Origin of the sequence: Kitasatospora viridis (assembly GCF_007829815.1) — a bacterium.
GTDB lineage: Bacteria > Actinomycetota > Actinomycetes > Streptomycetales > Streptomycetaceae > Kitasatospora > Kitasatospora viridis.
The window spans coordinates 3,339,127-3,365,393 of record NZ_VIWT01000001.1 but is presented as its reverse complement, the minus strand read 5'-3'; the positions used below and the strand labels follow the sequence as shown (position 1 = coordinate 3,365,393).

Genomic DNA, 26,267 nt, shown 5'->3' with positions numbered 1-26,267 from the left:
GTCTACACAGGTCTGCGCGGTGATCCGTAACGTGGCGCTCGGGTGAGGGGGGTGGGGCGGGTGTTGGTGGTGGGAGGGGTGGGGCGGGATGGAGGTATCAGGGGAGGTCAGGGTGGGGGTGCGGGACCAGAAGGGGCCATAGGTGGGTAAGGGCGCTGATATACAGGTGGCATGGGTATGCCGATCGAGCGCCGACTGGGCCACCACATCAAGCGGGCCGAGCAGGAGGTGATCGCGGCGAAGCACGCGGCGCTGCGGCCGTTCAAGCTGAGCACCCCGCAGTACACGGTGCTGTTGGCGCTGCAGGAGGAGCCCGGGTTGTCGGGGGCGGTGCTGGCGCGGCGGTGTCTGGTGACGCCGCAGACGATGTCGTCGGTGCTGAGCACCCTGGAGGGGCGCGGGCTGGTGGAGCGCAAGCCGCACCCGATCCACAGCCACATCCTGGAGGCCCGGCTGACCCGGTCGGGCCGGGCGCTGCTGGCCAAGGCGGACGTCGAGGTGACCACGGTGGAGGAGGCGCTCCGCGCCGAGCTGTCCGAGGAGGAGCAGCGGCTGTTGGTGGGGCTGCTCGCGCGCTGCACGGGGGCGCTGGCCGGTTTCCGGGACCCGAAGGCGGCCGGCCGGTAGCGGGAGGAACCCCGGCCCCGGCCCCGCACGGCCGGGTTGATCACCCGTCAGTCGCGCCGGACGGCGGCAGGGGGTTGGTCGCGGTGGGTGGGACCAACCCCCCGGGTGCGGCGGCCAACGCGGCTACCGCTCGGTGATCCGGCTGCCGCGCAGCAGCCAGGACGGCCCCTGGGCGTAGCCCTGCACGGTCTCGAAGAAGCGCTGGAAGTTCCCACCCTCGCAGTGCGCGATGAAGGCGGCCTCGTCCTCGTAGGCCTCGTTCAGGTAGAAGCGGTTGGGCCGCTCGTCGTCCTCGACCAGCTCGAACCGGATGGTGCCCGGCTCGTCGGCGGTGGACCGGCGGCCGTCCTCCAGTACGGCGGCGATGAAGTCCTCCCGCCGGTCGGCCTGGACCTCGAAAGCCACAGCGACCTGGTACATCGTTTCCCTCCCACGTTCGTCACCCGCCCACCGCGGTGATGGGCGAAGTCAACCGTAGCACTGCTCATCTGACGGACCGCCAGATCGCAAGCCCGATACGGCTGCGGAGAGTTGGAAGATGTCTTAGATCCACCGGACCGGCCCTGATCAGGCCTGCGGGGCCGCCCATTCGTCGGCCAGCACGGCCCACACCTCCATGTCCCGCCGCACCCCGCCGTGCGGGAAGGAGGAGCGCTGGACGCCCTCCAGGGTCATCCCGACCCGCTGCGCCACGGCCCGGCTGCGCGCGTTGTCGGTGCCGCAGTACCACTCGGCGCGCGACAGCCCGCGCTCCACCAGCGCGTACTCCAGCAGCACCCGCACCCCGCCGGTGACCAGGCCGCGCCCCTGTGCGGCCGGCTCCAGCCAGCAGCCCAGTTCGCAGTTGCCGAGACTGGTGTCGAAGCCCACGAACATCACTCCGCCCACCAGGGTGCCGTCCAGCCAGATGCCGAACAGCCGCCCGGTGTCGGCCGCCTGCTTGTCGGCGTAGGCCTGGAGTTGTGCGCGGGCCGAGTCGAGGTCGGCGGCTCCGGCGGCCCAGGGCACGAACCGGTCCACGTTCTCCCGGGCGCGGCCGATGTGCGCCAGGTACTCGACAGCGTGGTGCGGCTCCAGCGGGCGCAGTTCGGATCCGGGGGCGGTGAGCGGTACGGCGAACACGGCGGGCACTCCTCAGCGGGAACGAGTCAGCGGGAACGGTCCGAGGGAACAGTCGGAACGGGAGAGGTACATAACAAACGTTTGGTAGGTACCATAACCGCCATGCCCCCAGCCCGTGGAGACCATTCCGCCCGCCGCCGCGACGTCTCGGCCGCCGTCTGGCGGGTGCTGGCCGAGCGCGGCTTCGGCGCGCTCACCCTGCGCGCCGTGGCCGCCGAGATGGGCGCCTCGACCGGCCTGCTCACCCACTACTTCCCGAACAAGCAGGCCCTGCTGCGCACCGCGCTGGAGGTGCTGGACGAGGTGTCCGCGGGCCGCCCGCGCCGCACACCACCGGCCGAGGGCCTGGCCACCGTGCGGACCATGCTGCTCGACGTGCTGCCGCTGGACGCCGACGCCACCGCCCGCAACCGGATCTGGGTCGGCTCCTGGGACGTCGCGCTGGCCGACCCCGAGCTGGCCGCCGAGCACGCCGAGCGCTACCGCGCCTCCCGGGCCCGGCTCGCCGAACACGTCGCGACCGCCCAGCGGCGCGGCGAGCTGCCCGCCGACCGGCCGGCCGCCGACCTCGCGGCGGCGGCCCAGTCGTTCGCGCTCGGCCTGGTGGTGCAGGCGCTCTTCGCGCCCGAGGAGTTCCCGCCGGAGCGTCAGGTCCGGTTGCTGGACGACTGGCTGATCGCCCTCGCGGTCGACCGGGCACCCACTGACGGGTAGCAGCCCGCCGGCAGCCTCACTTCGCGCAACGCAGCCCCGCCGCCGGCAGCTGGTCCTCGACCAGGTAGTGGTTGACCGCCGAGTCCACGCAGTCGTTGTGCCGGCCGTACGCGGTGTGGCCGTCCCCGTCGTAGGTCACCAGGTGCCCCGACTCCAACTGCCCGGCCAGCGCCTGCGCCCAGGCGTACGGGGTGGCCGGGTCCCGGGTGGTGCCCACCACCACGATCGGCGCGGCCCCGGCGGCGCGAACGGTGTGCGGCACGCCGGTCGCACGGATCGGCCAGTAGGCGCAGGACAGCGCCATCCAGGCCATGTCGGTGCCGAAGTGCGGCGAGGCCTGGCGGAACTGCGGCAGCGCCGCGGTCACCTGGTCCGGCGTGCTGAAGGCCGGCGGCAGGTCCAGGCAGTTGACCGCCATGTTGGCGAACATCAGGTTCGGGTAGCTGCCGTCCGCCGAGCGTTCGTAGTACGAATCGGAGAGCCGCAGCAGCGGGCCGCCGTCGCCGTTCTGCGCCGCCGCGAGCGCGGTGCGCAGCTGCGGCCAGAGGAACTCCGCGTACATCGCCTCCAGCACCCCGGTGACCGCCTGGGACTCCGTCAGCTGACGGGTCCCCAGGCCGGGCAGCGGCTGCCGGCCGACCGAGCCGATCAGCGCGTCCAGGTGCTGGCCGGCCTGCTGCTCGGTGCTGCCCAGCGGGCAGTCCGAGCGGGTCTGGCAATCCTTCACGAAGGCGGCCCAGGCGGTCTCGAAGCCGGCCGCCTGGGTGCGGTTGCCGGTCACCGCGTCCATCGACGGGTCCATCGCACCGTCCAGCACCATCCGGCCGACCCGGGACGGGAAGAGGCCGGCGTAGGTCGCGCCGAGCAGGGTGCCGTAGGACTTGCCGACGTAGTTCAGCCGCTGGTCGCCCAGCAGCGCCCGCAGCACGTCCATGTCACGGGCCGCCTCCACCGTGCTGACGTGGCCCAGCACCGGACCCGAGCGGGCCTGGCAGCCGGCCGCGAACTCCCGGTCGGCGGCCACCAGGCGGTCGATCCCGCCCTGGTCGCGCGGGGTGGTGGCCACCGCCGTGTAGGCGTCCATCCGGTCGCCGCTCAGGCAGTTCACCGGGGAACTGCGGCCGACCCCGCGCGGGTCGACGCCCACCAGGTCGTAGGCGGCCCGGACCACCGGCTGGTAGCCGCCGGCCACCGCCTCCACGTACTCCACCGCCGACCCGCCGGGACCGCCCGGGTTGAGCAGCAGCGAACCGAGCCGCTGCTGCCCGCCCGCACCGTCCGCCGGGCGGCGCACCGCACCCAGCGTCAGGTCGCCCGATGCCGGGTGGTCGTAGTCCAGCGGCACCTTGAAGCCGGCGCACTGGAAGCCGTTGTCGCAGGGCTGCCAGGAGAGCGGCTGCCGGTAGTAGCCGGCCAGCGCGGCCGGCACCTCGGTGGGCAGCGGCTGCAGCGGCACCGGGGCGGGCGCGGCGGCCGCACGGCCGTCCGAGGAGGGCAGGCCGTGCCCCGCCGGGGACCCGGCCGGCCGGGCGCCGGAACAGCCGGCCAGCAGCAGACCGGCGGTGGCGAGCGCGGTGACCGTCCTCAACAGCGCGGCGGGCTGCGGCATGCGTGGCATCTCCCTCGGGGTGGTCGGCGTCGAGCGTAGTGGCACCCGGCAGGTCAACCGGCCGGGTGGGCGAGCGTGTCGTCCAGGTACTGGGCGGCCAGCCGGACCAGGCGCAGCCGCTCCCGGTCGGGGCTGAAGTCCTGCACCACGTCGGAGATCCGCGGCACCGCACGGGGCGCCTGGCCGGGGCCGGCGTGCAAGGCGTCGGCCAGACGGTGGGCGGCGGCCAGCCCGTCCGCGTCCGCCTTCGCGGCGGCCAGCAGCAGGCGCGGCGCGGGGCCCGACGGGGCGTCAGCGGCGGCCTGGACCAGCGGCGCGGGGTCGTAGCGGCCGGAGACACCGGCGGCCGCACCGTACAGGTCGGCCCGGGCCAGCCCGGCCACCACCGCGCACGGGGCGGCGTCCGCCACGCCCAGCGCGGCCCAGCCGGCCGGGCCCGGCACCGCGGTGCGGAACGCGGCGGCCACGGCCGAGCGCACCCGGTCGTCGTCGGCCAGCGACTGCGGGGCGGCGGCCGCCAGCTCGCACGGGTGCTCGGTGCCGGTCGGCGCGGCGGGCGCGACCACGACGAACGGGCGGGCGCGGCCCAGCTTGATCGCGGAGGCCAGGCCGTCGAAGACGTCCGGCAGGTCGGCGTCGGCGGTGTGACCGGGGGTGGCCGCCTGCAGCACCAGCACCGGGTAGCGGACCGACGGGTCGTCGGCGTAGTGCGGCGGGAGCCAGACCCGCACGGTGCGGGGGCGGCCGTCGGCGCCGGGCACCGAGCCCTGCAACAGCTCGCCCTCGGCGGGGTGGCCGATGCTGTCGAAGTGCGGGGCCGCCACCGACTGCGGTGACGGCGAGCCCGACGGCGGCACGGGGCGCACCTCGTGCACCGGCTCCCCCACCACCGCCTCGACGGCCGCCCGACCGGCCGTGCCGCTCAGCTGACGTCCGGCCAGCTGACGTCCGGCCAGCAGCGCGGCCACCGCCAGCGCGGTCGCGGTCAGGCCGCAGAGCAGGGCACCCCCCAGCCGGAGCAGCACCGGACGCAGGTCGGACACCAGCTCGTAGACCAGCGCCGCCTGCTCACCGCGCCAACGGCCGAACGCACCCCGGGCCAGCCAGCAGCCCGCCACCAGCACCACGGCGGCCAGCGACAGCAGCAGCGGACGCGACATCGGGCACCACCTCGCGAGGGTTCGCTACCGCGCCGCCCCGGCGCGCTCGCTCCACAGCGTGCGGGACCGCGGCCCCGAACCGGCGCAGCGGACAGCCCCGTCCCCGGTGTTCACTCGAACGAGCGATGCCCGCGACCCGGCCGGCGACGGCGGCCGGCCAACCGTCGGTCAACCCACCCGACCCACCGGACACACCGTCAGCCGACCCGCGCCCAAGCCCACCGGACACGCCGTAAGCCCACCCGCACCCGCAGCCCCGCCCCCACAAGACGCACCGTCAGCCCGCGCGCAGCGCCACCGTCATCGCCTCCACCGCGAGCAGCGGATCGACGTTGCGGTCCAGCGCCTTCCGGCACGCCAGCACCGCCTCGATCCGGCGCAGCGTGGACTCCGGCAGACCGGCCGCCGCGACCCGCTCCAGGGCCGGCCACACGTCCTGGTTGGCCAGGGCGCCGGTGGAGCCCAGCTGGATCGCCAGCACGTCGCGGTAGAAGCCGAGCAGGTCCAGCAGCGCGGTGCCCAGCGTCTCCCGACGGGTCCGGGTGGCCCGGCTCTTCTGCCGCTTCTCCAGCTCCTTCACCGCCCCGGCCATGCCGCGCGGCGCCTTGCTCCCCTCGGCCGCGCCGTACGCCGCCTTCAGGTCGTCGGTCTCCTTGGCGTCCCGGGTCTCGGCCAGCGCCTCCGCGTCCGCCTTCGCCGTGTCCACCAGCCGCTGCGCAGCCGCCAGACAGCCGCCGATGTCCGCCACCTCCAGCGGGATCCGCAGGACCTCGGCCCGCCGGGTGCGGGCCTGCTCGTCCACCGCCAGCCGCCGGGCCCGGTCCACGTCCCCCTGCCCGGCCCGGGCCGCCAGCTCGGCCAGCTGCGGCGCCACCCCGTCCCGGCGCACCAGCAGGTCGGCCACCGCCTCCGGCGCGGGCGTGCGCAGCACCAGGTGCCGGCAGCGCGAGCGGATGGTCGGCAGGGTGTCCTGCACCGAGGGCGCGCAGAGTAGCCACACGGTCCGCGGCGAGGGTTCCTCCACCCCCTTGAGCAGCGCGTTCGCCGCCGCCTCGGTGAGCCGGTGGGCGGCGTCGATCAGGATCACCGACCAGCGGCCGCCGGTCGGGTAGGAGGAGGCCCGCAGCACCAGGTCGCGCATGTCGCCGACACCGATCGACAGCCCGTCGCTGCGGACGAACTTCACATCCGCGTGGCTCTCCGCCATCACGGTGTGGCAGCCGTCGCAGAAGCCGCAGCCGGGCACCCCGCCGTGCTCAAGATCAGGACTGGTGCACTGCAGCGCGGCGGCGAACGCCCGGGCGGCGGTGCTCTGGCCCGCGCCCGGCGGGCCGGTGAAGAGCCAGGCGTGCGTCATCAGCGAGGCGTTCGCCCCGGGCTCGGCCGTGCCGGAGCGCCCGGCCAGCACCGCCGCCCGGGCCGCCGAGGCCGCCGCGGTCAGCTGCTCGACCACCCGATCCTGACCCACCAGGTCGTCCCAGACGGTCACCGCTGCTCCCACGCTCCGCGCCCTGCGGCGCCGCCCGGCCTGCCGGACGCCACTGCCTACCGCCAGCGAGCATACGGGCCGGCCCCGACACCCGGGGCCGGCCCGCACGCCCCACCGCTACGGCTCAGCCACTACCCGCGCTGCTCGCGCTACCTGCGCTACTTGCGCTTCTTGCGCCCGCGACCGCCCTGGTCGTCCCCGTCCGGCTCCTCGGCGTCCCAGCGCGCCCACTCCTCGCGGGAGCCGAGCAGCGAGTCGGTCAGGCTCGGCAGGTCGTCCATCGGCGTCTCCTCGGCCCAGGACGGCCGGCGCGGCCGCTCGGCCCCCGGCTCCTCGGCCGGCTCGGGACGCCACAGCCCCGGCGGCACCCGCTCCTCCACCGGACGCACCGGCGGCAGCTTGGCCGGGGCGGCCGGGCCGACGGCGGGCAGCACCGCGGTGCGCTCCTCGGCCGACTCGGGCCGCGCCTTGCGGGGCTTGGCCGCGGGCAGCGCCACCGTCGGGTCGTCCGCCGTGACCACCGGCAGCACCGCCGTGGCGTCCTCCGGCTCACGGCCCCCACCGGCGGCCGGCTTCGCGACCCCGGGCTTCCCGGAATCCTTCGCCGCCGCCTGCCCCAACGCCTTCTCAGACGCCTTCCCCGCCACCTTCTCAGGCGCCTTCTCCGCGGCCAGCCGGTCGGCCGCGGCCACCGCCGCCTGCCGGTCCCGCTCGGAGATCTCCTCGGTGATCGCCTCCGCGTCGTTGGCCGCCCGGGCCGCCGCCGCGGCGGCCTCCGCCAGCCGGGCCGCCTCGGCCCGCTGCAGCGCCTCCTCGGCGCGCCGGCGCTGCTCCTCGCGCTGCACGTCGCGCTGGCGCTGCAGCTCGGCCTCCCGGGCCGCCTCCGCCTCCCGGCGGCTGCGCTCGGCGGCCTCCGCGGCCAGCCTGGCCTCCTCGGCCTCGCGCTTCTTGGCAGCCTCCGCCGCCAGCCGGGCGGCCTCCGCCTCGGCCGCGAGCCGGGCCTGCTCGGCGCGCTTGCGCTCCTCCTCCGCCTGCTCCCGGGCGGCCTCCTCGCGGGCCAGCCGCTCCTTCTCGGCCTGCTCGGCGCGCAGCTGCTCCAGCAGCTCCTGCCGCTTGCGCTCGGCCTCCTCGGCCTCGGCCTTCTTCCGGGCCTCCTCGGCGGCGCGCCGCTCGGCCTCCTCGCGGGCCAGCCGCTCCTGCTCCCGGCGGGCCTCCTTCTCCTGCTCGGAGAGCGGCAGCTCACGGTCCAGCCGGTGCCGGATCGCGGTGGTGACCAGGGCCGGCGACTTGCTGGCGTCCACCACCAGGTAGCGCGCGGGGTCGGCGGCGGCCAGCGCCAGGAAGCCGGCCCGGACCCGGGCGTGGAACTCCACGGGCTCGTTCTCCAGCCGGTCCAGCGCCTCGGTGAACCGCTCCCGGGCCTGCGCCGGGTCGACGTCCAGCACCACGGTCAGGTCCGGCACCAGCCCGCCGGTGGCCCAGCGGGAGATCCGGGCCACCTCGGTGGCGGCCAGGTCGCGGCCGGCGCCCTGGTAGGCGATCGAGGAGTCCATGTAGCGGTCGGTGATCACCACGGCGCCGCGGGCCAGCGCCGGCCGGATCACGTTCTCCACGTGCTCGGCCCGGTCGGCGGCGTAGATCAGCGCCTCGGCCCGGTGCGACAGGCCGGTGTTGCCGACGTCCAGCACCAGGCCGCGCAGCCGCTGCCCGACGGGGCTGCCGCCGGGCTCCCGGGTCAGCACCACCTCGTGGCCCTTGCTGCGGATCCACTCGGCCAGCGCCTGCGCCTGGGTCGACTTGCCGGCGCCGTCGCCACCCTCCAGGGCGATGAAGAAGCCGCTGCCGCTGGCCCGGTGCTCGGGCACCTCGCGGCCCCGGCCGAGCGCCTCCAGCAGCTCCCGGCCGAACGGCACGGTGCCGCGCTGGTCGTCGGTGCGCAGCAGCACCAGGCCGGCCAGCGCCAGGGTCAGCACCCCGGCGGTGGCCACGGCGATCGCGGCGCCGCCGTGGTCGAAGGTGAAGTCGCCGGGCGCCCGGGTGCCGTAGTCCACCTCGCCGTAGACGGCTGCGAGCAGCGGCATGCCGACCAGCGCGGCGCCGACCACCAGCCGCAGCACGGCGTAGAGGTGCTCGGTCACCTTGGGCAGCCGGGCCTCCTCGACCTCCTGGGCGAGCAGCGCCCGGCCCACCCCGACCACCAGGCCGGCGGCCACCGCGGCCACCGCGGTGAGCAGCAGGATCAGCACGAAGTCGAAGACCAGGCCGGCCAGGATCAGCGCGGCGCCCATGGTCAGCAGGCCGACGGCGAGCAGCCGGCGGCGGGAGAGCGCGGGCAGCGTGACCCGGGTCAGCCGCAGGCCGAGCCAGGGCAGCCCGGTGGCCGCCAGCACCACCAGGCCGTAGCCGATCGGGCCGGCGCCGTGCTCGGCGGCGGTGAAGAAGCCCAGCGCGGCGGTCCCGGCCATCGCGGCGTAGGCGGCGGCGACCGAGAACGTGAAGTAGGGGGCGGAGCCGGTGCGGCCCTTGCCGAGCGCCGGCCCGGGGGTGGCGTCGGTGGGCGCCCGCAGGCCCTGCAGCGGCGAGGCCGGCGCGGCGCCGCCGATGGCGGTCGGCAGGTCCTGCTGGAGGAGCAGCGCGGCGGAGGCGGCGAACAGCAGCGCCGAGCCGACCCCGGCCGAGGTCAGCTGGTGGGCCCGCAGCCAGTCCGAGCCGAGCGCGGCGAACAGGTTGTTGACCAGGGTGAAGGTGATCAGGCCGACCGCGGCCAGCGGCAGGGTGGCCCACCCGGTGCGCATGTCGACGGTGCGCACGGTGGCCAGGTTGACGGCCGACGGGCGCTGCTCGGACGGCGCGTCGTAAGCGTTGGCGGCCGGCAGCAGGCTGGGCACGGTGGCCCCCTTGGCGGCCGACCAGACCCGCTCGGCCGCACCGGTCACGAAGACCGTGCCGAGCAGCGCGTAGGTGGGCGCCGCCTGGTGGGTCCAGACCGACCACCAGGGCGCGATGCCGACCAGCGCCGCGCGCAGGCCGTCCGCGCCGATCAGCGTCCAGCGCCGGTCCAGCGGGCCGGCCAGCAGCCGGTGCAGCGGCCCGAGCAGGGCCACGCCGACCAGGCCTGCGGCCAGCAGCCGGACCGCGAAGACCAGGGTGAGCGCGAAGGCGACCCCCCGGTACCCGCCGCCGAACTGGTCGGCCGTGCCGGACGCGACGACGGTCAGCGCGAGCAGCACCAGGAAGGCCAGGCGGTCGGCGGTGCCGCCGACCAGCTGGGTGGTCCACAACCGTCGGTACGCGGGCAGCCGAAGCAACGCGCGTGCCCGCTCTCCGGGGGTGCCGGCCGGCACCACTTCGGGGAGGGCGGGCACAGTGGGGGTGGGCTGCTCCTCGCTCGTCATACGGTCAGCGTATCGAAAGGGCCCGGGTGTCAAGGGGCGCACGGGCCCGCGGACCGCCGCTATGACCGGGTTGTGACGTGGGGCGGGCGCTCCCGCCCCACGTCACAGCCGCTCGGCCGGGCCGGTCAGGCCTCCCCGCCCGGGGACTGCGGACCGGTCTCGGCGGCCGCCGTCTTCTTGACGGCGGTGGTCTTCTTCGCCGCGGTCGCCTTCTTGGCGGTGGTCGCCTTCTTCGCCGTCGTGGTCTTCTTCGCGGCGGTCTTCTTGGCGGCCGTGGCCTTGGTGGCGGTGGTCTTGGCGGCAGCCGTCTTCTTGGTCGCCGCCTTCTTCGCCGGGGCCTTCTTGGCGGTCTTCTTCACCGGCCCGCGGGCGCGCTTCTCGGCCAGCAGTTCGTAGCCGCGCTCGGGGGTGATGGTGGCCACGTCGTCGTCCTTGCGGAGCGTCGCGTTGGTCTCGCCGTCGGTCACGTACGGGCCGAACCGGCCGTCCTTGACCACCACCGGGCGCTCGCTCACCGGGTCGGTGCCCAGCTCGCGCAGCGGCGGGGCGGCGGCGGCCCGGCCGCGCTGCTTGGGCTGGGCGTAGATCGCCAGCGCCTCGTCGAGGGTGACCGTGAAGAGCTGCTCCTCGGTGGTGAGCGAGCGCGAGTCGGTCCCCTTCTTCAGGTACGGCCCGTAGCGGCCGTTCTGCGCGGTGATCTCCACGCCCTCGGCGTCGGTGCCGACCACCCGGGGCAGCGAGAGCAGCCGCAGCGCCTCGTCCAGGGTGACGGTGTCCGGCGACATCGTCTTGAAGAGCGAGGCGGTGCGCGGCTTCACCGCGTTCTTGCCGGTCTTCGGGGTGCCCTCGGGCAGCACCTCGGTGACGTACGGCCCGTACCGCCCGTCCTTGGCGACCAGCATGTTGCCGCTCTCCGGGTCGTGGCCCAGCTCGAAGTCGCCGCTCGGCTTGGCCAGCAGCTCCTCGGCCAGCTCGACGGTGAGCTCGTCCGGCGGCAGCTCGTCGGGGATGTCGGCGCGCTGGCCGGGCTGGTCCGGCTCGGTCGAGGCCTTCTCGACGTACGGCCCGTACCGGCCGACCCGCAGGGTGATCTCGTCGTTCAGCCGGAACGAGCTGATCTCCCGGGCGTCGATCGCGCCCAGGTCGGTGACCAGTTCCTTCAGGCCGCCCAGGTGGTCGCCGTCGCCGTTGCCGGCCTCGGCGGCGCCGCCGGCGCCGTCGCCCTCACCGAAGTAGAAGCGCTTCAGCCACGGCACCGACTCGGCCTGCCCGGCCGCGATCCGGTCGAGGTCGTCCTCCATCCGCGCGGTGAAGTCGTAGTCGACCAGCCGCCCGAAGTGCTTCTCCAGCAGGTTCACCACCGCGAAGGACAGGAAGGACGGCACCAGGGCCGTGCCCTTCTTGAAGACGTAGCGGCGGTTGATGATGGTGTCGATGATCGACGCGTAGGTGGACGGCCGGCCGATCTCCCGGTCCTCCAGCTCCTTGACCAGCGAGGCCTCGGTGTAGCGGGCCGGCGGCTTGGTGGAGTGGCCCTCGGGGGTCAGCTGGTCGGCGGCCAGCGGGTCGCCCTCGGTCACCTGCGGCAGCCGGCGCTCGCGGTCGTCCAGCTCGGCGTTCGGGTCGTCGGCGCCCTCCACGTAGGCCTTGAGGAAGCCGTGGAAGGTGATGATCTTGCCGGAGGCGGAGAACTCGACGTCCCGCCGGTCGGCCGAGGTGCCGCCGACCTTGACGGTGACCGACTGGCCGACCGCGTCCTTCATCTGGGAGGCGACGGTGCGCATCCAGATCAGCTCGTACAGCTTGAAGTCGTCGCCGCTCAGGGCGGTCTCGGCCGGGGTGCGGAAGCGGTCGCCGGAGGGGCGGATCGCCTCGTGCGCCTCCTGGGCGTTCTTGACCTTGCTGGCGTAGACGCGGGGGGCGTCCGGCAGGTAGTCGGCGCCGTAGAGCTGGGTCACCTGGGCCCGGGCCGCGCCGACGGCGGTCTCGGAGAGCGTGGTGGAGTCGGTTCGCATGTAGGTGATGAAGCCGTTCTCGTACAGCTTCTGGGCCACCTGCATGGTCCGCTTCGCACCGAAGCCCAGCTTGCGGCTGGCCTCCTGCTGCAGCGTGGTGGTGCGGAACGGGGCGTAGGGCGAGCGGCGGTACGGCTTGGACTCGACGCTGCGCACGCTGAACGCGGTCTGCTCCAGGGCGGCGGCCAGCGCGCGGGCGGCGGCCTCGTCCAGGTGCATGGTGTTGGCGGTCTTCAGCCGGCCGTCGGAGCCGAAGTCGCGGCCGCTGGCGATCCGCTTGCCGTCCACGCTGGACAGCCGGGCGCCGAAGGTCTCCGGGTTCGCCGCGTCGGCGGGGGTGCGGCCGGTGCCGAAGACGCCGACCAGGTCCCAGTAGGAGGCCGAGGTGAAGGCGATCCGCTCGCGCTCCCGCTCGACCACCAGGCGGGTGGCCACCGACTGCACCCGGCCGGCCGACAGGCTCGGCATGACCTTCTTCCAGAGCACCGGGGAGACCTCGTAGCCGTAGAGGCGGTCGAGGATCCGGCGGGTCTCCTGGGCATCGACCAGGCGCTTGTTCAGCTCGCGCGGGTTGGCCACGGCCTCCTGGATGGCGGCCTTGGTGATCTCGTGGAAGACCATCCGCTTGACCGGCACCTTGGGCTTGAGCACCTCCTGCAGGTGCCAGGCGATGGCCTCGCCCTCACGGTCCTCATCGGTGGCCAGGAAGAGCTCGTCGGACTCCGCGAGCAGCTGCTTGAGCTTGGTGACCTGGGCCTTCTTCTCCGGGCTCACCACATAGATGGGCGTGAAGTCGTGGTCCACGTCCACGCCGAGCCGGCGGAACTCGCCGGTGTACTTGTCCGGCACCTCGGCCGCCGTCTTCGGCAGGTCGCGGATGTGCCCGACGCTCGCCTCGACGATGTAGCCGGGGCCTAGGTAGCCCTTGATCGTCTTCGCCTTGGCGGGCGACTCGACAATGACGAGTCGCTTCCCGCCCTGCGCGGTCTCGCTGCTCGGGGACACCTTCGCTCTTCTCTCCCGGTCGCTTCCTGTGTGCTGGCCGACGGCTGGCCGACGCCCGGCACACCACCGCCCGGGGACACCGCAATGCGACGACCCCACCAGCGGAGTGTGACCGTACCCTGGTCACCCTTGTCAAACGGACGGATCCCGCTTTTTCACCGGCAAGGCCGACCGACGCCACTCGAACGGTAACCCGATGATGGACTTCCGCGCCGCGCGGTTATGGCAGAGGGGGTGTCCGGAAGCCACCGAACCGGTCGGAACCGGCCGAAAGCCCACCGGTCGGGATCGGGAACCGGCCACCCCCGAGGATCCGACGACGGGTCAGACGACGGCTCGGAGGATGGGTCGGACGACGGGTCAGAAGAGCCGCACCAGCAGACCGAGGCCGACCGCGAGGGCACTCGCGCCGAGCAGCGGCCAGAACGCGTCCTGCGGCAGCGAGTCCCTCCGGTCCCGGTCGGCGAGCACCACCAGGGACGGGTCGCGGGGGTCGTAGCGGACCCGGACCGAGCTGCCGGGGGCCAGCGCCGCCGGACGGCTCAGCGGGGTGCTGCCGCGCGGGCGGGCCAGCAGCACGCCGGCCTCGTGCCGCCCACCGGGGGCGCCGACGGCCGGCAGCGTGGCGTAGGAGAGCAGCGGGGCCGGGTCGGCCGCCTGGCTGCGCACGGTGTCGGGGACCACCAGGGCGGTCACCGGCACGCCGCGCCGCCGCAGCCGGTGGCGAAGGCGCAGCTCGGCCGCGCACCAGAACAACAGTGCGCCTCCGAAGAGCACCAGTACGCCCCCCGCGACCGCCGCCGTCGGCCCGTCCACCCGTCTCCCCGCTTCCCCCGGCCCTGTTGCCCGCAGCGTGGCAACGCCGGGACAACCGGCCGCCGACTCCGGGCGGACACCGGGCAAAGGAAAGGTCACGACTGGGTGAACCGATGTCATAACCCGGCAACAGGCGAAACCCGCGAAGACGGCCGCCGCGTACTACGGGTGACCGGCCGTCAGCGCCGGCCGGACCGACCAACGCCTCACCACGGGGGAACCACCATGCGCACCCACCGCCTCGTCGCCGCCGCCGCCCTGGCCGCCTCGGCCGTCCTCGCCCTCACCGCCTGCGGGCCGGACGAGACGCCCGCCGCGGCCCCGAAGCCGTCGGGTGCCGCGAGCAGCCCGGCGGCCGGCCCCTCCTCCCCCGCCGCCGGGGCGCCGACGGGCGCGGGGACGTCCGCTCCCTCGGCGAAGCCCACCGGGGTGAAGCCCAGCGCCTCCAAGCCCGCCCCGAGCGGCACCCCGGCCTGCGCCGCCAACGCCGCCAAGGTCGGCCGGGTGATCGAGGTCACCTCCGTGCAGGCCACCGGCCTGCAGGCCAAGGAGGCCAAGTTCGTCTGCGGCCCGGACGTGCCGGACGACGGCTACTTCCAGGGCTACGGCAACGCCGCCCCGTTCACCTTCGCGCCCGACGTCAAGACCGTGCTGCTGCACGGGATCACGCCGAGCACCGTCCCGCTGAGCACCTTCACCAAGCACGCCCAGGGCTGCGTCGCGCAGCAGGACGACCCGAACTACGAGTGCTTCGGCAACCACTACGTGATCACCGTCACGGGCAACAACGAGATCACCTCCATCACCTCGCTCTACCACCCGTGACCGCCGCCCGGGCCGCCGCTCCGACAGGGGGCGGCGGCCCACGCCGCTGACGCCGAGTCACTGTGACCGAGCGTCAGACCGGCACGACGAAGCCCTGCTCGACCAGCAGGCGCAGCGACTGCGGCACCCGGTCGCGCAGCTGCACCCGGTCCTCGCCGAGCAGCTGGGCGATCGCGTCCACGATGTCGCCGGCCGCCAGCGCACCGTCACAGACCCCGGCGAAACCGGCCCCCACGGTGTCCACCTTGGTCGCCCGCCGCATCCCCCGGCCCTGGCGCAGCACCACGTGCTCCGGGTCCTCGGCGCCCGGCGCGCCGACCTGCTCCTGCACCACCTCGGGGGCCAGCAGGTAGCGGGCGGCGAGCAGCGCCGCGTCGTCGTTCGACCGCAGGAAGTCCTGGCGGTCGAACCACTGCTCGATGTGCGGGCCGAGCGGCTGCTCCACCGGGTGCGGCCACTCCTCGATCCGCACCGCCGGGCGCTCGCTGCCGGAGTTGCGCAGGGTGATCCAGCCGAAGCCGATGCCCTCCACGCCGCCGGCCTCGAAGGCGTCCAGCCACTCGCCGTAGCGGGCCTCGTAGGCCTCCCGGCCGGCCAGGTGGTCGCCGCCGTCGCGCAGCCACAGTTCGGCGTACTGCGCCACGTCCTGCACCTCGCGCTGCACCACCCAGGCGTCCAGGCCGGTGCCGGCCACCCAGCCGGCCAACCGGTCGTGCCAGTCCTCGCCCTTGACGTGCTGCCAGTTCGCCAGCAGCTGGCAGTAGCCGCCGGGGGCCAGCCGCTCGGCGGCACCGCGCACCAGGCTGCGGCAGAGCTCGTCACCGGCCATCCCGCCGTCCCGGTAGACGAACCGGCTGCCGGGCGAGATGACGAACGGCGGGTTGGAGACGATCAGGTCGAAGCGCTGCTCGCCGACCGGCTCGAAGAGGCTGCCCTCGGCGGTCTCGACCCGGTCGAAGCCGGAGAGCGCCAGGGTCAGCCGGGCGAAGGCCAGCGCCCGGGGGTTCAGGTCGGTCGCGGTCACCCGCTGGGCGTGCCGGGCCGCGTGCAGCGCCTGGACGCCGGATCCGGTGCCCAGGTCCAGCGCACTGCGGACGGGGCGGCGCACCGCCAGGTTGGCCAGCGTGGTGGAGGCACCGCCGACGCCCAGCACCAGCTCGCGCCGGGGCACGCCGGCCGCGCTGCCGCCGGCGCCGATGCCGCCCGCGCCGCCGACCGCGCAGCCCAGGTCGGAGACCACCCAGGCGTCGGCGCTCTCCAGGCCGGCCACCTCGTTGGCGTACGGGCGCACGTCCACGGTGGCCCGCACCTGGTCGCCGTCGGCCACCAGCCAGCCGTCGGCCAGGCACTCGTCGACCGGCAGCGCCGCCGCGGCGGCCGCGCGCGGGGCGGGCTGCTGGAGCAGGAAGAGCCGGATCAGCGTCTCCAGCGGGGTGCCGCCCCGGGTCGCCCGGAGCGCGGGGACCGCCTCGCTGCGGGCCAGCGCCGCGTAGGCGGTCGGGCCGAGCAGGTCGAGGCAGCCGTCGGCGGTGTAGGAGGCGGTCAGCAGCGCCTCCCGCAGTCGGGCGAGGCGGGCGGGTTCGGGGACGGGAAGCGTGGTCACCCGCCCATTCTCCCGCCTACCGCGGCCCGTTCCGTGCACCGGCAGCGGCCGGTCACCGACCGACGGGCCGTCACCGACCGACGGCCCGTCACTGGCCGACGCGCCGTCAGTGCCCGACCGGCGTCACTGGCCGGAGGCGGTACCGCTCGGGCTGCCGGAGGGGGCCGCACCGCCAGAAGCGGCCGGACTGCCGGCCGGACTGCCGGACGGACTGCCGGACGCCGCCGGGGCGGCCGACCCGCTCGCGGCGGGCGACCCGCCGGCCGCCGGCGAAGCCGCCGGAGAACCGCCGGCCGCCGGGGAGCCACCGGCGGCGGGCGAACCACCGTCCGATGGCGCGGCGTTCGGCACCGGGCTGCCCGAGGCCGCGCTGCGGCAGCCGGGCTGCTTGGCGAACGCCTTGCCCAGGTCGCCGGTCTGCACCGTGGTCATCGCGGTGTTGGAGAGCTTGGCCAGCTGCTGCGCCTGGTCGCCGATGCTCTTCAGGCCGTCGGCGAACTTCGCCTGGTCGTCGGTGGGCAGCGCGGTGAGCTTCTGCTGCACGTCCTTGAAGCCCTGGGAGGCCTGGTGCAGCTCGTTCACCGCGTCCTTCTGCACCCCGGCGCCGTTGTCGATCTTGGGGGCGCCGGCCTTGTCCATCACGTCGGCGATCTGCTGGTTGGTGGTGACCAGGGTGCCGAGGTCACCGGCCAGCCGCTTCTGCAGGTCGGCGGGCGCCTCGTCCGGCTTCACCTGGGCGCTGTCGGTGAGCGCGGCCCGGGACTGCGAGATCGGGTCGTGCAGCCCGTCGCAGACCTGCTTGGCCCAGCCGTCCAGCGCGGCTCCGTTGTCGCTGCCGCCGCTGCAGGCCGCCGCGCCGGTGGCGAGCAGCGCCCCGAGCAGCGGCAGTGCGAGCATCCGGCCCGCGCCGCCCGTCCGGGAGGAGCGCCGCGCTCCGTTCCGCCCGCCGTCCACCAGCACTCGCCCGTCCACTGGAGAGCCCTCCGTCAGTCGCCATCGGTCAGTCGCATCAGTCCCGGGTGAACCTACCCGACACCTCCCGACCGACGAGCCCGGCCACCGGAACGGTTCCCGCCGCTCACCGGTGGACGGGCGCGCGGATCAGGCCCGCTCGACCCGGATCGGGTCGCCGGGGCGCACGGTGCGCAGTTGCCCGGGGTCGCCGTCGAGGGCGCCCAGCAGGTTGCAGGGGCTGGCCAGGCGGCACTCGTCGCCCCGGGAGACCGGGGTCGGGCCGTAGGGCAGTGCCAGGCTGTCGCCGTCGGTCCAGAAGGCCACCGTGCCGGGTTCGACCACCTGCTCGGCGTCCGGCTCGCGCGGCACGCTCACCGGGGTGCCGAAGTAGACCTCCTCGCCCCAGGTGCTGGCCGTGGAGCTGATCGGCAGTGCCGCCCAGAGCGCTTCGCTGGTGGGCGTGGACCGCAGGGTCGCGGTGACGTGGCCGGCCGGCCAGAGGATGCGGATCCGCATGGCTGTTCCTTCGCTGAGTCAGGTCGCGCCTGGCTCAGCGAAGCCGGTGGTTCAACAATCTGTCAATCCTGTCTCACGCGGGCGCGCCCGAGCGCGCCGCACCACGCGGCGTCAGGAGATGTCACGAAGCGGGCCGACGGCCTCCGCACCCGGGGGCGGGCGACTCCGCAGCGGCCTGACCGGCCCTCAGACGGAACTGATCGGCCAGCTCATCCGGATCAGGCCGCCGTCCTCGTCACGGCCGACCTCCAGGTCCTCCACCAGGCCGGTGATCACGGCCAGGCCCAGCGCGTCCTCCGCGGGGTCGCCGTCCTCGGCCGCACCGCCCTCGGACGAGGCCGAGTCGCCGGCCGGACCGGCACCGTCACCGACCTCGATGACGAAACGCTTCTCCTGGTCGATCAGCGCCACGCGCACCGCGCCGCCCAGGCCGCCCTGCTGGTGCAGCCCGACGGCACGCGAGCAGGCCTCGCCGACCGCCAGCCTGACCTCGTCCAGCACCGACTCGTCCACACCGGCGCGTCTGGCCACCGCCGCCGCCACCAGCCGTGCCGTCCGCACGTGTTCGGGCAGGGCACTGAATCGCAGTTCGACGGTTGCCATCTCTCCCTCTCGGGTCTCCCGCGCCCGGCAGCGCCGGACATCGGGCCAACCGGCCCGGCCGGGGCCCCGGTCAACGCCTCCGGGGGCCCGCCCGACCACCACCGGACGCTCCTGGGCAGTGATCGGGCCCGGGACGTCCGCTACTGCGGACGCCCGGGCCCTACCAGGTCAGTCAGTCGCTTCGACGGCCTCTTCGACCGAGCCGTGGATCGGGAACACCTTGGTCAGACCGGTGATCCGGAAGATCTTCAGGATGCGCTCCTGGGTGCAGACCAGACGCAGCGAACCCTCGTGCGCCCGCACCCGCTTCAGACCACCCACCAGCACGCCCAGACCGGTCGAGTCCAGGAAGTCCACGCCCTCCATGTCGACGACCAGGTGGTAGCTGCCGTCGTTGACGAGCTCGACCAGCTGCTCGCGAAGCTTAGGGGCGGTGTACACATCGATCTCGCCGCCAACCTCGACGACCGTGCGGTCGCCGACAGTACGGGTCGACAGGGACAGGTCCACGGAACCTCCAGCACCTTGCCTTGCTAGGTCACATTGCGTTCTCTACGGCGAGTCGGACATCGCCGGCGACCGAAGCCACCGAACCCGCCCTGACGGTCTCCACCGTCGGTCTCCACCGCGCGAACGGTCTCCACCGCATGGTCGAGCGACCGGCTCAGGTGCCGCCGGTCCGGCCAACTGGCCGCCACCGCATCATTCAACCACCTGGCAGCATGCCCGCACGATGGCTTGCGACGATTCTCCGTCACTCCAGTGACACACTGGGTCTCCATGCCGCCCAGCCACCGCCCGCCGGAAGCCCTGCTCGACACCCTGGCCGCCGCCCGCGGCCGTGCCGACCGGCTCACCCATACGGAGCACCTCCCCGCGCGCGAAGGGCGCCACGCCCCTTGGCCACCGTCGGTGCGCCCCGAGATCCGCGCCGCCGCCCTGGAGCTGGGCATCCGGCAGCCGTGGACCCACCAGGTCGAGGCGATGAACTGCGCCAAACCCGGCCGAGCTGTGGTGATCGCCACAGGCACCGCCTCGGGCAAGTCGCTCGGCTACCTGGCCCCGGTGCTCAGCGAGTTGCTGGCCGGCACCGAGGCTCCGAACGGGCGCGGCGCCACCGCGCTCTACCTGGCCCCGACCAAGGCGCTCGCCGCCGACCAGCGCCGCCGGGCGGCCGAGCTCGCCCCGCAGCGGGTGCGCGCCGCGCTCTACGACGGGGACACTCCGCCCCAGGAGCGCGAGTGGGTCCGCCAGTACGCCTCGTACGTGCTCACCAATCCGGACATGCTGCACCGCGGCATCCTGCCGGCGCACGCCCGCTGGTCCTCCTTCCTCAAGACGCTGCGCTACGTGGTGGTGGACGAGTGCCACAGCTACCGGGGCGTGTTCGGCTCCCACGTCGCCCAGGTGCTGCGCCGGCTGCGCCGGGTCTGCCGCCGCTACGGGGCCGACCCGGCCTTCCTGCTGGCCTCCGCGACCACGGCCGACCCGGCCGCCACCGCCGAGCGGCTCACCGGCCTGCCCTCGGTCGCGGTCACCGACGACGCCTCCCCGCGCGGTCCGCTGGTCTTCGCGCTCTGGGAGCCGCCGCTCACCGAGCACGTCGGCGAGCAGGGCGCCCCGGTCCGGCGGACCGCCACCGCCGAGACCGCCTACCTGCTGACCGACCTGGTGTCCGCCGGGACCCGGACGGTCGCCTTCGTCCGCTCCCGCCGGGCCGCCGAACTGGTCGCGCTGCAGGCCCAGGACAACCTGGAGCCGCAGTTGGCCGACCGGGTCGCCGCCTACCGGGGCGGTTACCTCCCGGAGGAACGGCGTGCGCTGGAACGCGACCTGCACTCGGGGCGGCTGCTCGGTCTGGCCTCGACCTCGGCCCTCGAACTGGGCGTCGACGTCTCCGGCTTGGACGCGGTCCTGCTGGCCGGCTACCCGGGCACCCGGGCCTCGCTGTGGCAGCAGGCCGGGCGGGCCGGGCGCGAGGCGCAGGGCGCGCTCGCCGTACTGATCGCCCGGGACGACCCGCTGGACACCTACCTGGTGCACCACCCGGAGGCACTCTTCGAGCGGCCGGTCGAGGCCACCGTGCTCGACCCGGACAACCCGCACGTGCTGGCCCCGCACCTGTGCGCCGCGGCGGCCGAACTCCCGCTGACGGCCGAGGACCTCGACCTCTTCGGCCCGAACACCGCCCAGTTGCTCCCGGTGCTCGAACGGCGCGGGCTGCTCCGCCGCCGCTCCGACGGGTCCTGGTACTGGACCCGTCGCGAGCGCGCGGTCGACTCGGTCGACCTGCGCGGCAGCGGCGGCAACCCGGTGCAGATCGTCGAGGAATCCACCGGACGGCTGCTGGGCACGGTGGACGCGGCCGCCTCGCACACCACCGTGCACACCGGCGCCGTCCACCTGCACCAGGGCCGCACCTACCTGGTGCGCGAGCTCGACCTGGAGAACTCGGTCGCACTGGTGTCGGCCGCCAACCCCTCCTACACCACCTCGGCCCGCGACATCACCTCCATCTCCGTCATGTCGACCGAGCGGACCGTCAACTGGGGCGAGGGCACGCTCAACTTCGGCTCGGTCGAGGTGGTGAACCAGGTCGTCGGGTACCTGCGCAAGCGCATCGCCACCGGCGAGGTGCTCGGCGAGAGCAAGCTGGACCTCCCGCCCCGGACACTGCGCACCCGGGCGGTCTGGTGGACCGTCACCGAGGACCAGCTGCTCGACGCACTGGTCCCGTTCGACCAGTTGCCGGGTGCCGCGCACGCCGCCGAGCACGCCTCGATCGGCCTGCTGCCGCTCTTCGCCACCTGCGACCGCTGGGACATCGGCGGTGTCTCGGTGCCGCTGCACCCGGACACCCAGCTGCCCACGGTCTTCGTCTACGACGGTCACCCGGGCGGGGCCGGGTTCGCCGAGCACGGTTTCCACCACGCGGTCCGCTGGCTGACGGCGACCCGGGACGCGATCCGGGCCTGCGAGTGCGAGCGGGGCTGCCCGTCCTGCGTCCAGTCGCCCAAGTGCGGCAACGGGAACGACCCGCTGGACAAGGCCGGCGCGGTCCGCCTGCTCACCACCCTGCTCGCCGGTGCCCCCGAACCGACCGGTCAGGACACCACCGCCGACCGGGCCGAGAACGGCCGACCGGGTAAGGACGCCACCGGCGAGAGCAGACCGGTGGCCGGTCCGGCCGACGGGTAGGCCGGGGGCCGCGGCGGACGCCGTGCGCTCCCTGACGGCCGCCGCAGCCGCATCGGCAGCGGCGGCGGCCACGTCGGGCAGGTCGAGCCCCTCCCCGTCGCCGAGCGCCCAGACCGGTCCGGCCCGCGCCCGGCCGACGGCCGGCCCGATCGGCAGCCGCACGCCCCGCACCGGCACCCGGACCTCCACCACGACGCTGTCCGAGCCGTAGTCCGGGGCGCAGGAGACGAGCGTCGCCCGGTGCTCGGCCGCCAGCGCCGCCGCCCTGGCGCAACCGCCGTCCTGGTCCAGCAGCATCCGGCCGGCGGCGGCCAGTGCGGCGGAGTCGGCGGCCGACTCGGCGCGGTGGCGGGCGGCGAGCACCGCACCGAGCGAGAGGGCGGCCCCGAAGGCCGCGAAGCCCAGCAGGGTCAGCCCGACCAGCCAGACCGTCGCCGAGCCCCGGTCGGGGCCGGCCGAGCGACGGTCCGCGCCGGCCGTGCCGTTTCCGGTCATCCTGGTCACTCCCTTCCGAGTGCCGCTTCGTTGGCGGCCACCGCGACCGCCGACACCTTCATGGACATCCCCGAGGCCAGCCCGCCGAGGCCCGGGCACTGCGCCTCCACCAGCACCCGCACCGTGTCGCCGGACTCGACCACGTCCACCGCCGCCCCGGCCGGGGCCACCGCGAGGGCCCGGCCGACCGGGTCGTGCTCACCCCTCGCCGCCGCCCGGGCCGCCAGCCCGGCGGCGTCGATGCAGCGCAACTGAGCCGCCGCCACCAGCACGCCCCAGACCAGCAGCACCATCAGCACCACCACGGCCGGCAGGGCCACGGCCGTCTCCGCGGTCACGTAGCCGGCATCGGGCCCGGGTCCGGCTCGCGACCGTCCGCCCCTCGACCGGGCGCGTCGAGCGCACATCCGATTCACCGTCAGACCGAGTGCAGGGCCCGGTCCAGCAACTCGGTCAGGGCTCCGGTGACCGAGCCACTGGTGATCACCTTGTAGAGCACGGCCGCGAACGCACAGGCGGCCACGGTGCCGATCGCGTACTCGGCGGTGGACATCCCCGCGTCCGGCGCCATCCCGGCGCGGCGCCGGCGCCTGCGCACCGCTTCCAGGATCCGGCGGCACAGCCCGCCGGCCCGCAGGCGGTGCCACCGCCCGGACGGCAGCTTGAAGGGCCGCACCACCACGCCGTAGCGCGGCAGCAGGAAGGCCGGCACCGGGTCGGCGTAGGGGGGTTCGAGGATCGCGCGCTGCTCGCAGAGGGCGAGGGCGACGCGCCTGACGAGCAGGTCGCAGCTGCCGGACGACGGTCCGCGCGAGGGCCGGTGGGTCAGCATCGGGAAGTAGCTGACCACCGGGGCGGCCGTGTCCACGGTGCGGGTCATGAGGGTGCTCCGTTCGTTGTCGGGCGGTCCCGCCCGGGGACCACCTGTCGAGTGGGGTTGACTGGCTTGAGGTTTCGAATGACAAGCGACCCAGTGAGCCGACGGTCGATCAGATGCGTCCGGCGAAGCCGGTGACCAGGCCCAGCACCACCGGGGCGATGCCGATGAGCACGAAGGCGGGGAGGAAGCAGAGCCCGAGCGGAGCGGTCGCCAGCACCCCCGCCCGGCGCACCCGGGCATGTGCCGCCCGGGCCGCCGAGGCCCGCTGCGAGACGGCGAGTTCGCGCAGCGGCACGGCCGGCGGGGCGCCACTGACCGTCGTCCGGATCAGGCACCGGGCCAGCGGGGCCAGTACCGCGCTGTCCGCCCCGAACCGGTCCCAGCAGGCCGCCGGCGGCGCCCCGAGGGAGAGTTCCGCCGCAGTGGCGGAGAGCCGGCGTTCCATCGGCCCGCCGACGGTCCGCGCGACGGCCTCCGCGGCCCGGGTCGGGGACGCGGTCGAGCCCAGGCACGCGGCCAACAGTTCGGCAGCGAGCGGGAGCTGAGCCGTCAACAGCTCCTCCTCGCGGAGTGCCCGTTGGGCGGTCGGCGAACGGACCACCGGCAGCCACCGCCACAGCGCGGCACCCACCAGCACTCCGATCGCCAGGCCGGCCGCGCCGGGGAGCAGCCAGGCCACGACGACCCCGCCGAGCAACGCGATCCGCGCGGGCCCACTCGGCGCCCGAGCCGACCACCTCCGCCGCCATCTGCTCTGCCCCTGCTCAGCGTTGGGCGGGAGCCCGGGCCCGATCAGCCGAGCCGTCCGCCGGTGCAGCACACGGCGCTCCAGCCACCGGCGCACCGGCACCACCACGGCCGCGACCAGCAGCACGCCCAGGCCCACCGCGTCGGCCACCACGAGCCCCAGCGGCAGCGCGGCGGGTGCCACCGAGTACGGGCCGAGGAAGCCGCTCATGACGGCGTCCCGAGAGCGGCGCCCCGCTTCGGCGCCCAGCCCCGCGCGGCACGGAGTCGGCGCGGCGGCCGGCTCCGAGCCCGCACCATGGTCTGATCGGCCGTCAGCTGCCGACCCTGCGACCGCCCGTCGGCCACCCGGGCGGCACTGCCGGCCCGGATGCCCAGGTCGGCCATCGCCTGCCGGATGATCCGACCGGTCCAGATCAGTCCGGCCGTCTCCAGCAGGGCCCCGCCGACCAGGCAGACCGCTCCGACCGACGTGTGCAGCAGGATCCGCACCGGCGAGGCCCCCAACGCGGAGCCGAGCACCAGCCCGAAGGCCGGGAGCGCGGCGAGCAGCACCGCGGTGGTCCGCGGTCCGGTCAGCTCGCCCCGGATCTCCTCCCGCAGCGCCCGGTCCGCCCGCAGCGCCTCCGCCACTTGATCCAGCGCGAGCGCGAGCCCGGTGCCGCTATCGGTGGTCACCTGCCAGCAGGCCGCGATCGCGTTGGCCCCTTCACCGCCGGGCCGGGTCGCCAACCAGCGCAGCGCCGCGGGCACATCGGCCCCGTACCGGGCCGCGGTCAACCGGGCGGCCGCCTCCGATCCGAGCCGTCGGGGCAGCTCGCCGCCGGCCCCGAGGACCGCCTCCAGCGCCTGCTCCGGCGTCGCGCCGCTGCGCAGCTCCCCCGCCAGCGCCGCGCAGAGCTCGACCACCGCGGCCGACCGGTCCTGCTCCAGCCGCCCGGCCCGCCGGCTGCGCCGCCAGCGGCGCACCGGCACCACCAGCACCACCCCGAACGGCACCGGCACCGGCGAGTGCAACAGCCAACCCGCGAGCAGCCCGCCGGGCACCAGCACCAGTTCGGGCACCAGCCACCCCGGCCGACTCCGCGGCCACGGCCACCACCCCACGAACGGCCCGCCCACCGGCCCACCGCCCACCCCCGCGAGCACGGCCGACCTGCGCCGCCGGCGCAGCGCCCTGCGGTTGAGCCGGAACCAGGCCCCCAGCGCGGCACCGCAGAGCAGGATCGGCACGAGCAACGGGAGCAGGCGCCCGGTCATCAGACGCCCCAGGACGTCGGCACGCCCCGCGCGTTGCACAGCCTCAGCAGTCGGTCCCAGCCCGGCCCGCAGGCGACCGAGTTGTCCGGGCCGAAGATCACGGCGGGCGCGGTGACCGTGAGCCCGGTGGAGCCCCGGTCCAGGGTGTGCACCTCGGCCACCCTGCGCCGGCCGGTCCTCGGGTCGCGGGCCAGGTGGATGACCAGGTCCAGCGCCGACTGGAGCTGGCTGTGCAGGGCGAACCGGCCCAGGCCGGCCATCGAGCCGAGCGCCTCCAGCCGGGCCGGCACGTCGCCCGCCGCGTTGGCGTGCACCGTGCCGCAACCGCCCTCGTGGCCGGTGTTGAGCGCGGCCAGCAGGTCGAGCACCTCGGTGCCGCGGACCTCGCCGACGACCAGGCGGTCGGGCCGCATCCGCAGCGCCTGCCGGACCAGGTCGCGCAGGGTCAGCTCGCCCAGCCCCTCCTGGTTCGGCGGGCGGCCCTGCAGCCGCACGACGTGCGGGTGATCGGGCCGCAGCTCGGCCGAGTCCTCGGCGATGACGATCCGTTCGCTGCGCCCGACCAGACCCAGCATCGCGGCCAGCAGCGTGGTCTTCCCCGAGCCGGTGCCGCCCGAGACGAGGTAGGAGAGCCGGGCCCGGACGATCCCGCGCAGCAGGTCGGCCCCGGTCTGCGGAACGGCCCTGGCCTCCACCAGTTCGGTCAGGGTGAAGGGCTTGGGCCTGGAGATCCGCAGCGAGATGTGGGTGCAACCGGCCGCGATCGGCGGCAGCACCGCGTGCAGCCGGGTGCCGTCGGGCAGTCGGCCGTCCACCCAGGGCCGGGCGTCGTCCAGCCGACGGCCGGCCACCGTGGCGAGCCGGTGCGCGAGGTGCCGCACGGCCTCGGCGTCCGGGAAGCTGACGGAGCGCTCCCGGCTGAGACCGGCACCGCGGTCGACCCAGACCTCGTCCGGTCCGTTGACCAGGACGTCGGTCACCTCCGGCGAGCGGAGCAGGTCCTCCAGCGGACCGGCGCCGACGAGCTCGGAACGGACGGCGCGGACCGCGTCCAGCACCGAGTCGCCGTCCAGCGAAGGACGGGCGGCGCGCACGGCGGCGGCCACCTCCGGGGCGGTCGGCGGGGCGCCCGACTCGGCCAGGCGCAGCCGGACCGCATCCAGCAGGGCGGCGGAGGGTCCCGGCGAGCCGTTCGGAATGGCCGCCACGGGGCGGCGGCGCAACGTGCTCGGGG

22 protein-coding genes and 1 pseudogene are annotated in these 26,267 nt (G+C 75.0%); 4 read left to right on the top strand and 19 right to left on the bottom strand.

The features are described from left to right. Positions 1 to 171 precede the first annotated feature (171 nt). The gene (locus FHX73_RS14980) at positions 172 to 627 is read left to right on the top strand and encodes a MarR family winged helix-turn-helix transcriptional regulator (protein ID WP_211786199.1); all 456 of its coding nucleotides are present in this window, start codon (positions 172 to 174) and stop codon (positions 625 to 627) included. A gap of 123 nt (positions 628 to 750) precedes the next feature. Here the strand turns inward: FHX73_RS14980 and FHX73_RS14975 are convergent, their stop codons facing one another. Together FHX73_RS14975 and FHX73_RS14970 are read right to left on the bottom strand one after the other, a co-directional pair. Further along, a complete protein-coding gene (locus FHX73_RS14975) occupies positions 751 to 1,047 on the bottom strand; it encodes a putative quinol monooxygenase (RefSeq protein WP_145905479.1) in 297 nt (98 codons plus the stop codon). A 147-nt stretch (positions 1,048 to 1,194) separates the two neighbouring features. Beyond that, positions 1,195 to 1,749, bottom strand: a complete 555-nt coding sequence (locus FHX73_RS14970) for a GNAT family N-acetyltransferase (protein ID WP_145905478.1) — start codon at positions 1,747 to 1,749, stop codon at positions 1,195 to 1,197. Between the two features lie 102 nt (positions 1,750 to 1,851). On the opposite strand from FHX73_RS14970, the gene FHX73_RS14965 reads away from it, so the two are divergent. After that, positions 1,852 to 2,463, top strand: a complete 612-nt coding sequence (locus tag FHX73_RS14965; protein WP_145905477.1) for a TetR/AcrR family transcriptional regulator — start codon at positions 1,852 to 1,854, stop codon at positions 2,461 to 2,463. 16 nt (positions 2,464 to 2,479) lie between these two features. Here FHX73_RS14965 and FHX73_RS14960 read toward each other — a convergent pair whose 3' ends face one another. From FHX73_RS14960 to FHX73_RS14935, 6 genes are all read right to left on the bottom strand, one after another. Next, positions 2,480 to 4,072 (bottom strand): alpha/beta hydrolase, encoded by a 1,593-nt coding sequence (locus FHX73_RS14960; protein WP_246213540.1) that lies wholly within the window; start codon positions 4,070 to 4,072, stop codon positions 2,480 to 2,482. A 53-nt stretch (positions 4,073 to 4,125) separates the two neighbouring features. After that, positions 4,126 to 5,232 (bottom strand): alpha/beta hydrolase, encoded by a 1,107-nt coding sequence (locus FHX73_RS14955; protein ID WP_145905475.1) that lies wholly within the window; start codon positions 5,230 to 5,232, stop codon positions 4,126 to 4,128. 277 nt (positions 5,233 to 5,509) lie between these two features. Beyond that, complete coding sequence (locus tag FHX73_RS14950; RefSeq protein WP_145905474.1) at positions 5,510 to 6,721, bottom strand: DNA polymerase III subunit delta'; 1,212 nt, start codon at positions 6,719 to 6,721, stop codon at positions 5,510 to 5,512. 158 nt (positions 6,722 to 6,879) lie between these two features. Further along, complete coding sequence (gene tmk, locus FHX73_RS14945; protein WP_145905473.1) at positions 6,880 to 10,116, bottom strand: dTMP kinase; 3,237 nt, start codon at positions 10,114 to 10,116, stop codon at positions 6,880 to 6,882. A gap of 125 nt (positions 10,117 to 10,241) precedes the next feature. After that, complete coding sequence (gene topA / locus FHX73_RS14940; protein ID WP_145905472.1) at positions 10,242 to 13,136, bottom strand: type I DNA topoisomerase; 2,895 nt, start codon at positions 13,134 to 13,136, stop codon at positions 10,242 to 10,244. A gap of 360 nt (positions 13,137 to 13,496) precedes the next feature. Further along, positions 13,497 to 13,952 (bottom strand): DUF3592 domain-containing protein, encoded by a 456-nt coding sequence (locus FHX73_RS14935; protein WP_145905471.1) that lies wholly within the window; start codon positions 13,950 to 13,952, stop codon positions 13,497 to 13,499. 225 nt (positions 13,953 to 14,177) lie between these two features. Here FHX73_RS14935 and FHX73_RS14930 point away from each other — a divergent pair, with 225 nt between their 5' ends. Continuing rightward, on the top strand, positions 14,178 to 14,777 hold the full coding sequence (locus FHX73_RS14930; protein ID WP_145905470.1) for a hypothetical protein: 600 nt from the start codon (positions 14,178 to 14,180) through the stop codon (positions 14,775 to 14,777). 73 nt (positions 14,778 to 14,850) lie between these two features. Here FHX73_RS14930 and FHX73_RS14925 read toward each other — a convergent pair whose 3' ends face one another. The 5 genes from FHX73_RS14925 to bldG all read right to left on the bottom strand — a co-directional run bounded on the left by FHX73_RS14925 (position 14,851) and on the right by bldG (position 18,963). Then, complete coding sequence (locus tag FHX73_RS14925) at positions 14,851 to 16,380, bottom strand: DUF7059 domain-containing protein (RefSeq protein ID WP_145905469.1); 1,530 nt, start codon at positions 16,378 to 16,380, stop codon at positions 14,851 to 14,853. 123 nt (positions 16,381 to 16,503) lie between these two features. Further along, the gene (locus FHX73_RS14920; protein ID WP_145905468.1) at positions 16,504 to 17,352 is read right to left on the bottom strand and encodes a hypothetical protein; all 849 of its coding nucleotides are present in this window, start codon (positions 17,350 to 17,352) and stop codon (positions 16,504 to 16,506) included. A 129-nt stretch (positions 17,353 to 17,481) separates the two neighbouring features. Next, complete coding sequence (locus FHX73_RS14915) at positions 17,482 to 17,850, bottom strand: cyclophilin-like fold protein (protein ID WP_145905467.1); 369 nt, start codon at positions 17,848 to 17,850, stop codon at positions 17,482 to 17,484. Positions 17,851 to 18,036: 186 nt separating this feature from the next. After that, complete coding sequence (locus FHX73_RS14910) at positions 18,037 to 18,453, bottom strand: ATP-binding protein (RefSeq protein ID WP_145905466.1); 417 nt, start codon at positions 18,451 to 18,453, stop codon at positions 18,037 to 18,039. A 168-nt stretch (positions 18,454 to 18,621) separates the two neighbouring features. Further along, positions 18,622 to 18,963, bottom strand: coding sequence for an anti-sigma factor antagonist BldG (gene bldG, locus FHX73_RS14905; protein WP_145905465.1), 342 nt, complete (start codon positions 18,961 to 18,963; stop codon positions 18,622 to 18,624). A 270-nt stretch (positions 18,964 to 19,233) separates the two neighbouring features. Here bldG and FHX73_RS14900 point away from each other — a divergent pair, with 270 nt between their 5' ends. Further along, positions 19,234 to 21,651 carry a DEAD/DEAH box helicase gene (locus tag FHX73_RS14900; RefSeq protein ID WP_145905464.1) on the top strand — a complete coding sequence of 806 codons (2,418 nt, stop codon included), beginning with the start codon at positions 19,234 to 19,236 and terminating at the stop codon, positions 21,649 to 21,651. Between the two features lie 174 nt (positions 21,652 to 21,825). Here FHX73_RS14900 and FHX73_RS46220 read toward each other — a convergent pair. From FHX73_RS46220 to FHX73_RS14870, 6 genes and pseudogenes are all read right to left on the bottom strand, one after another. Next, a pseudogene (locus FHX73_RS46220) lies at positions 21,826 to 22,146 on the bottom strand (Rv3654c family TadE-like protein); the annotation flags it as partial. A 5-nt stretch (positions 22,147 to 22,151) separates the two neighbouring features. After that, on the bottom strand, positions 22,152 to 22,484 hold the full coding sequence (locus FHX73_RS14890) for a TadE family type IV pilus minor pilin (protein ID WP_246213539.1): 333 nt from the start codon (positions 22,482 to 22,484) through the stop codon (positions 22,152 to 22,154). 80 nt (positions 22,485 to 22,564) lie between these two features. Continuing rightward, positions 22,565 to 23,026, bottom strand: coding sequence for a DUF4244 domain-containing protein (locus tag FHX73_RS47510; protein WP_342795299.1), 462 nt, complete (start codon positions 23,024 to 23,026; stop codon positions 22,565 to 22,567). Positions 23,027 to 23,135: 109 nt separating this feature from the next. Next, positions 23,136 to 23,984, bottom strand: a complete 849-nt coding sequence (locus FHX73_RS14880) for a type II secretion system F family protein (protein ID WP_145905462.1) — start codon at positions 23,982 to 23,984, stop codon at positions 23,136 to 23,138. Next, positions 23,981 to 25,033, bottom strand: a complete 1,053-nt coding sequence (locus tag FHX73_RS14875) for a type II secretion system F family protein (protein ID WP_145905461.1) — start codon at positions 25,031 to 25,033, stop codon at positions 23,981 to 23,983. The genes FHX73_RS14880 and FHX73_RS14875 overlap by 4 nt, the downstream gene beginning before the upstream one ends. Continuing rightward, positions 25,033 to 26,256 carry a TadA family conjugal transfer-associated ATPase gene (locus tag FHX73_RS14870; RefSeq protein ID WP_145908291.1) on the bottom strand — a complete coding sequence of 408 codons (1,224 nt, stop codon included), beginning with the start codon at positions 26,254 to 26,256 and terminating at the stop codon, positions 25,033 to 25,035. The genes FHX73_RS14875 and FHX73_RS14870 overlap by 1 nt, the downstream gene beginning before the upstream one ends. Positions 26,257 to 26,267: the final 11 nt, after the last annotated feature.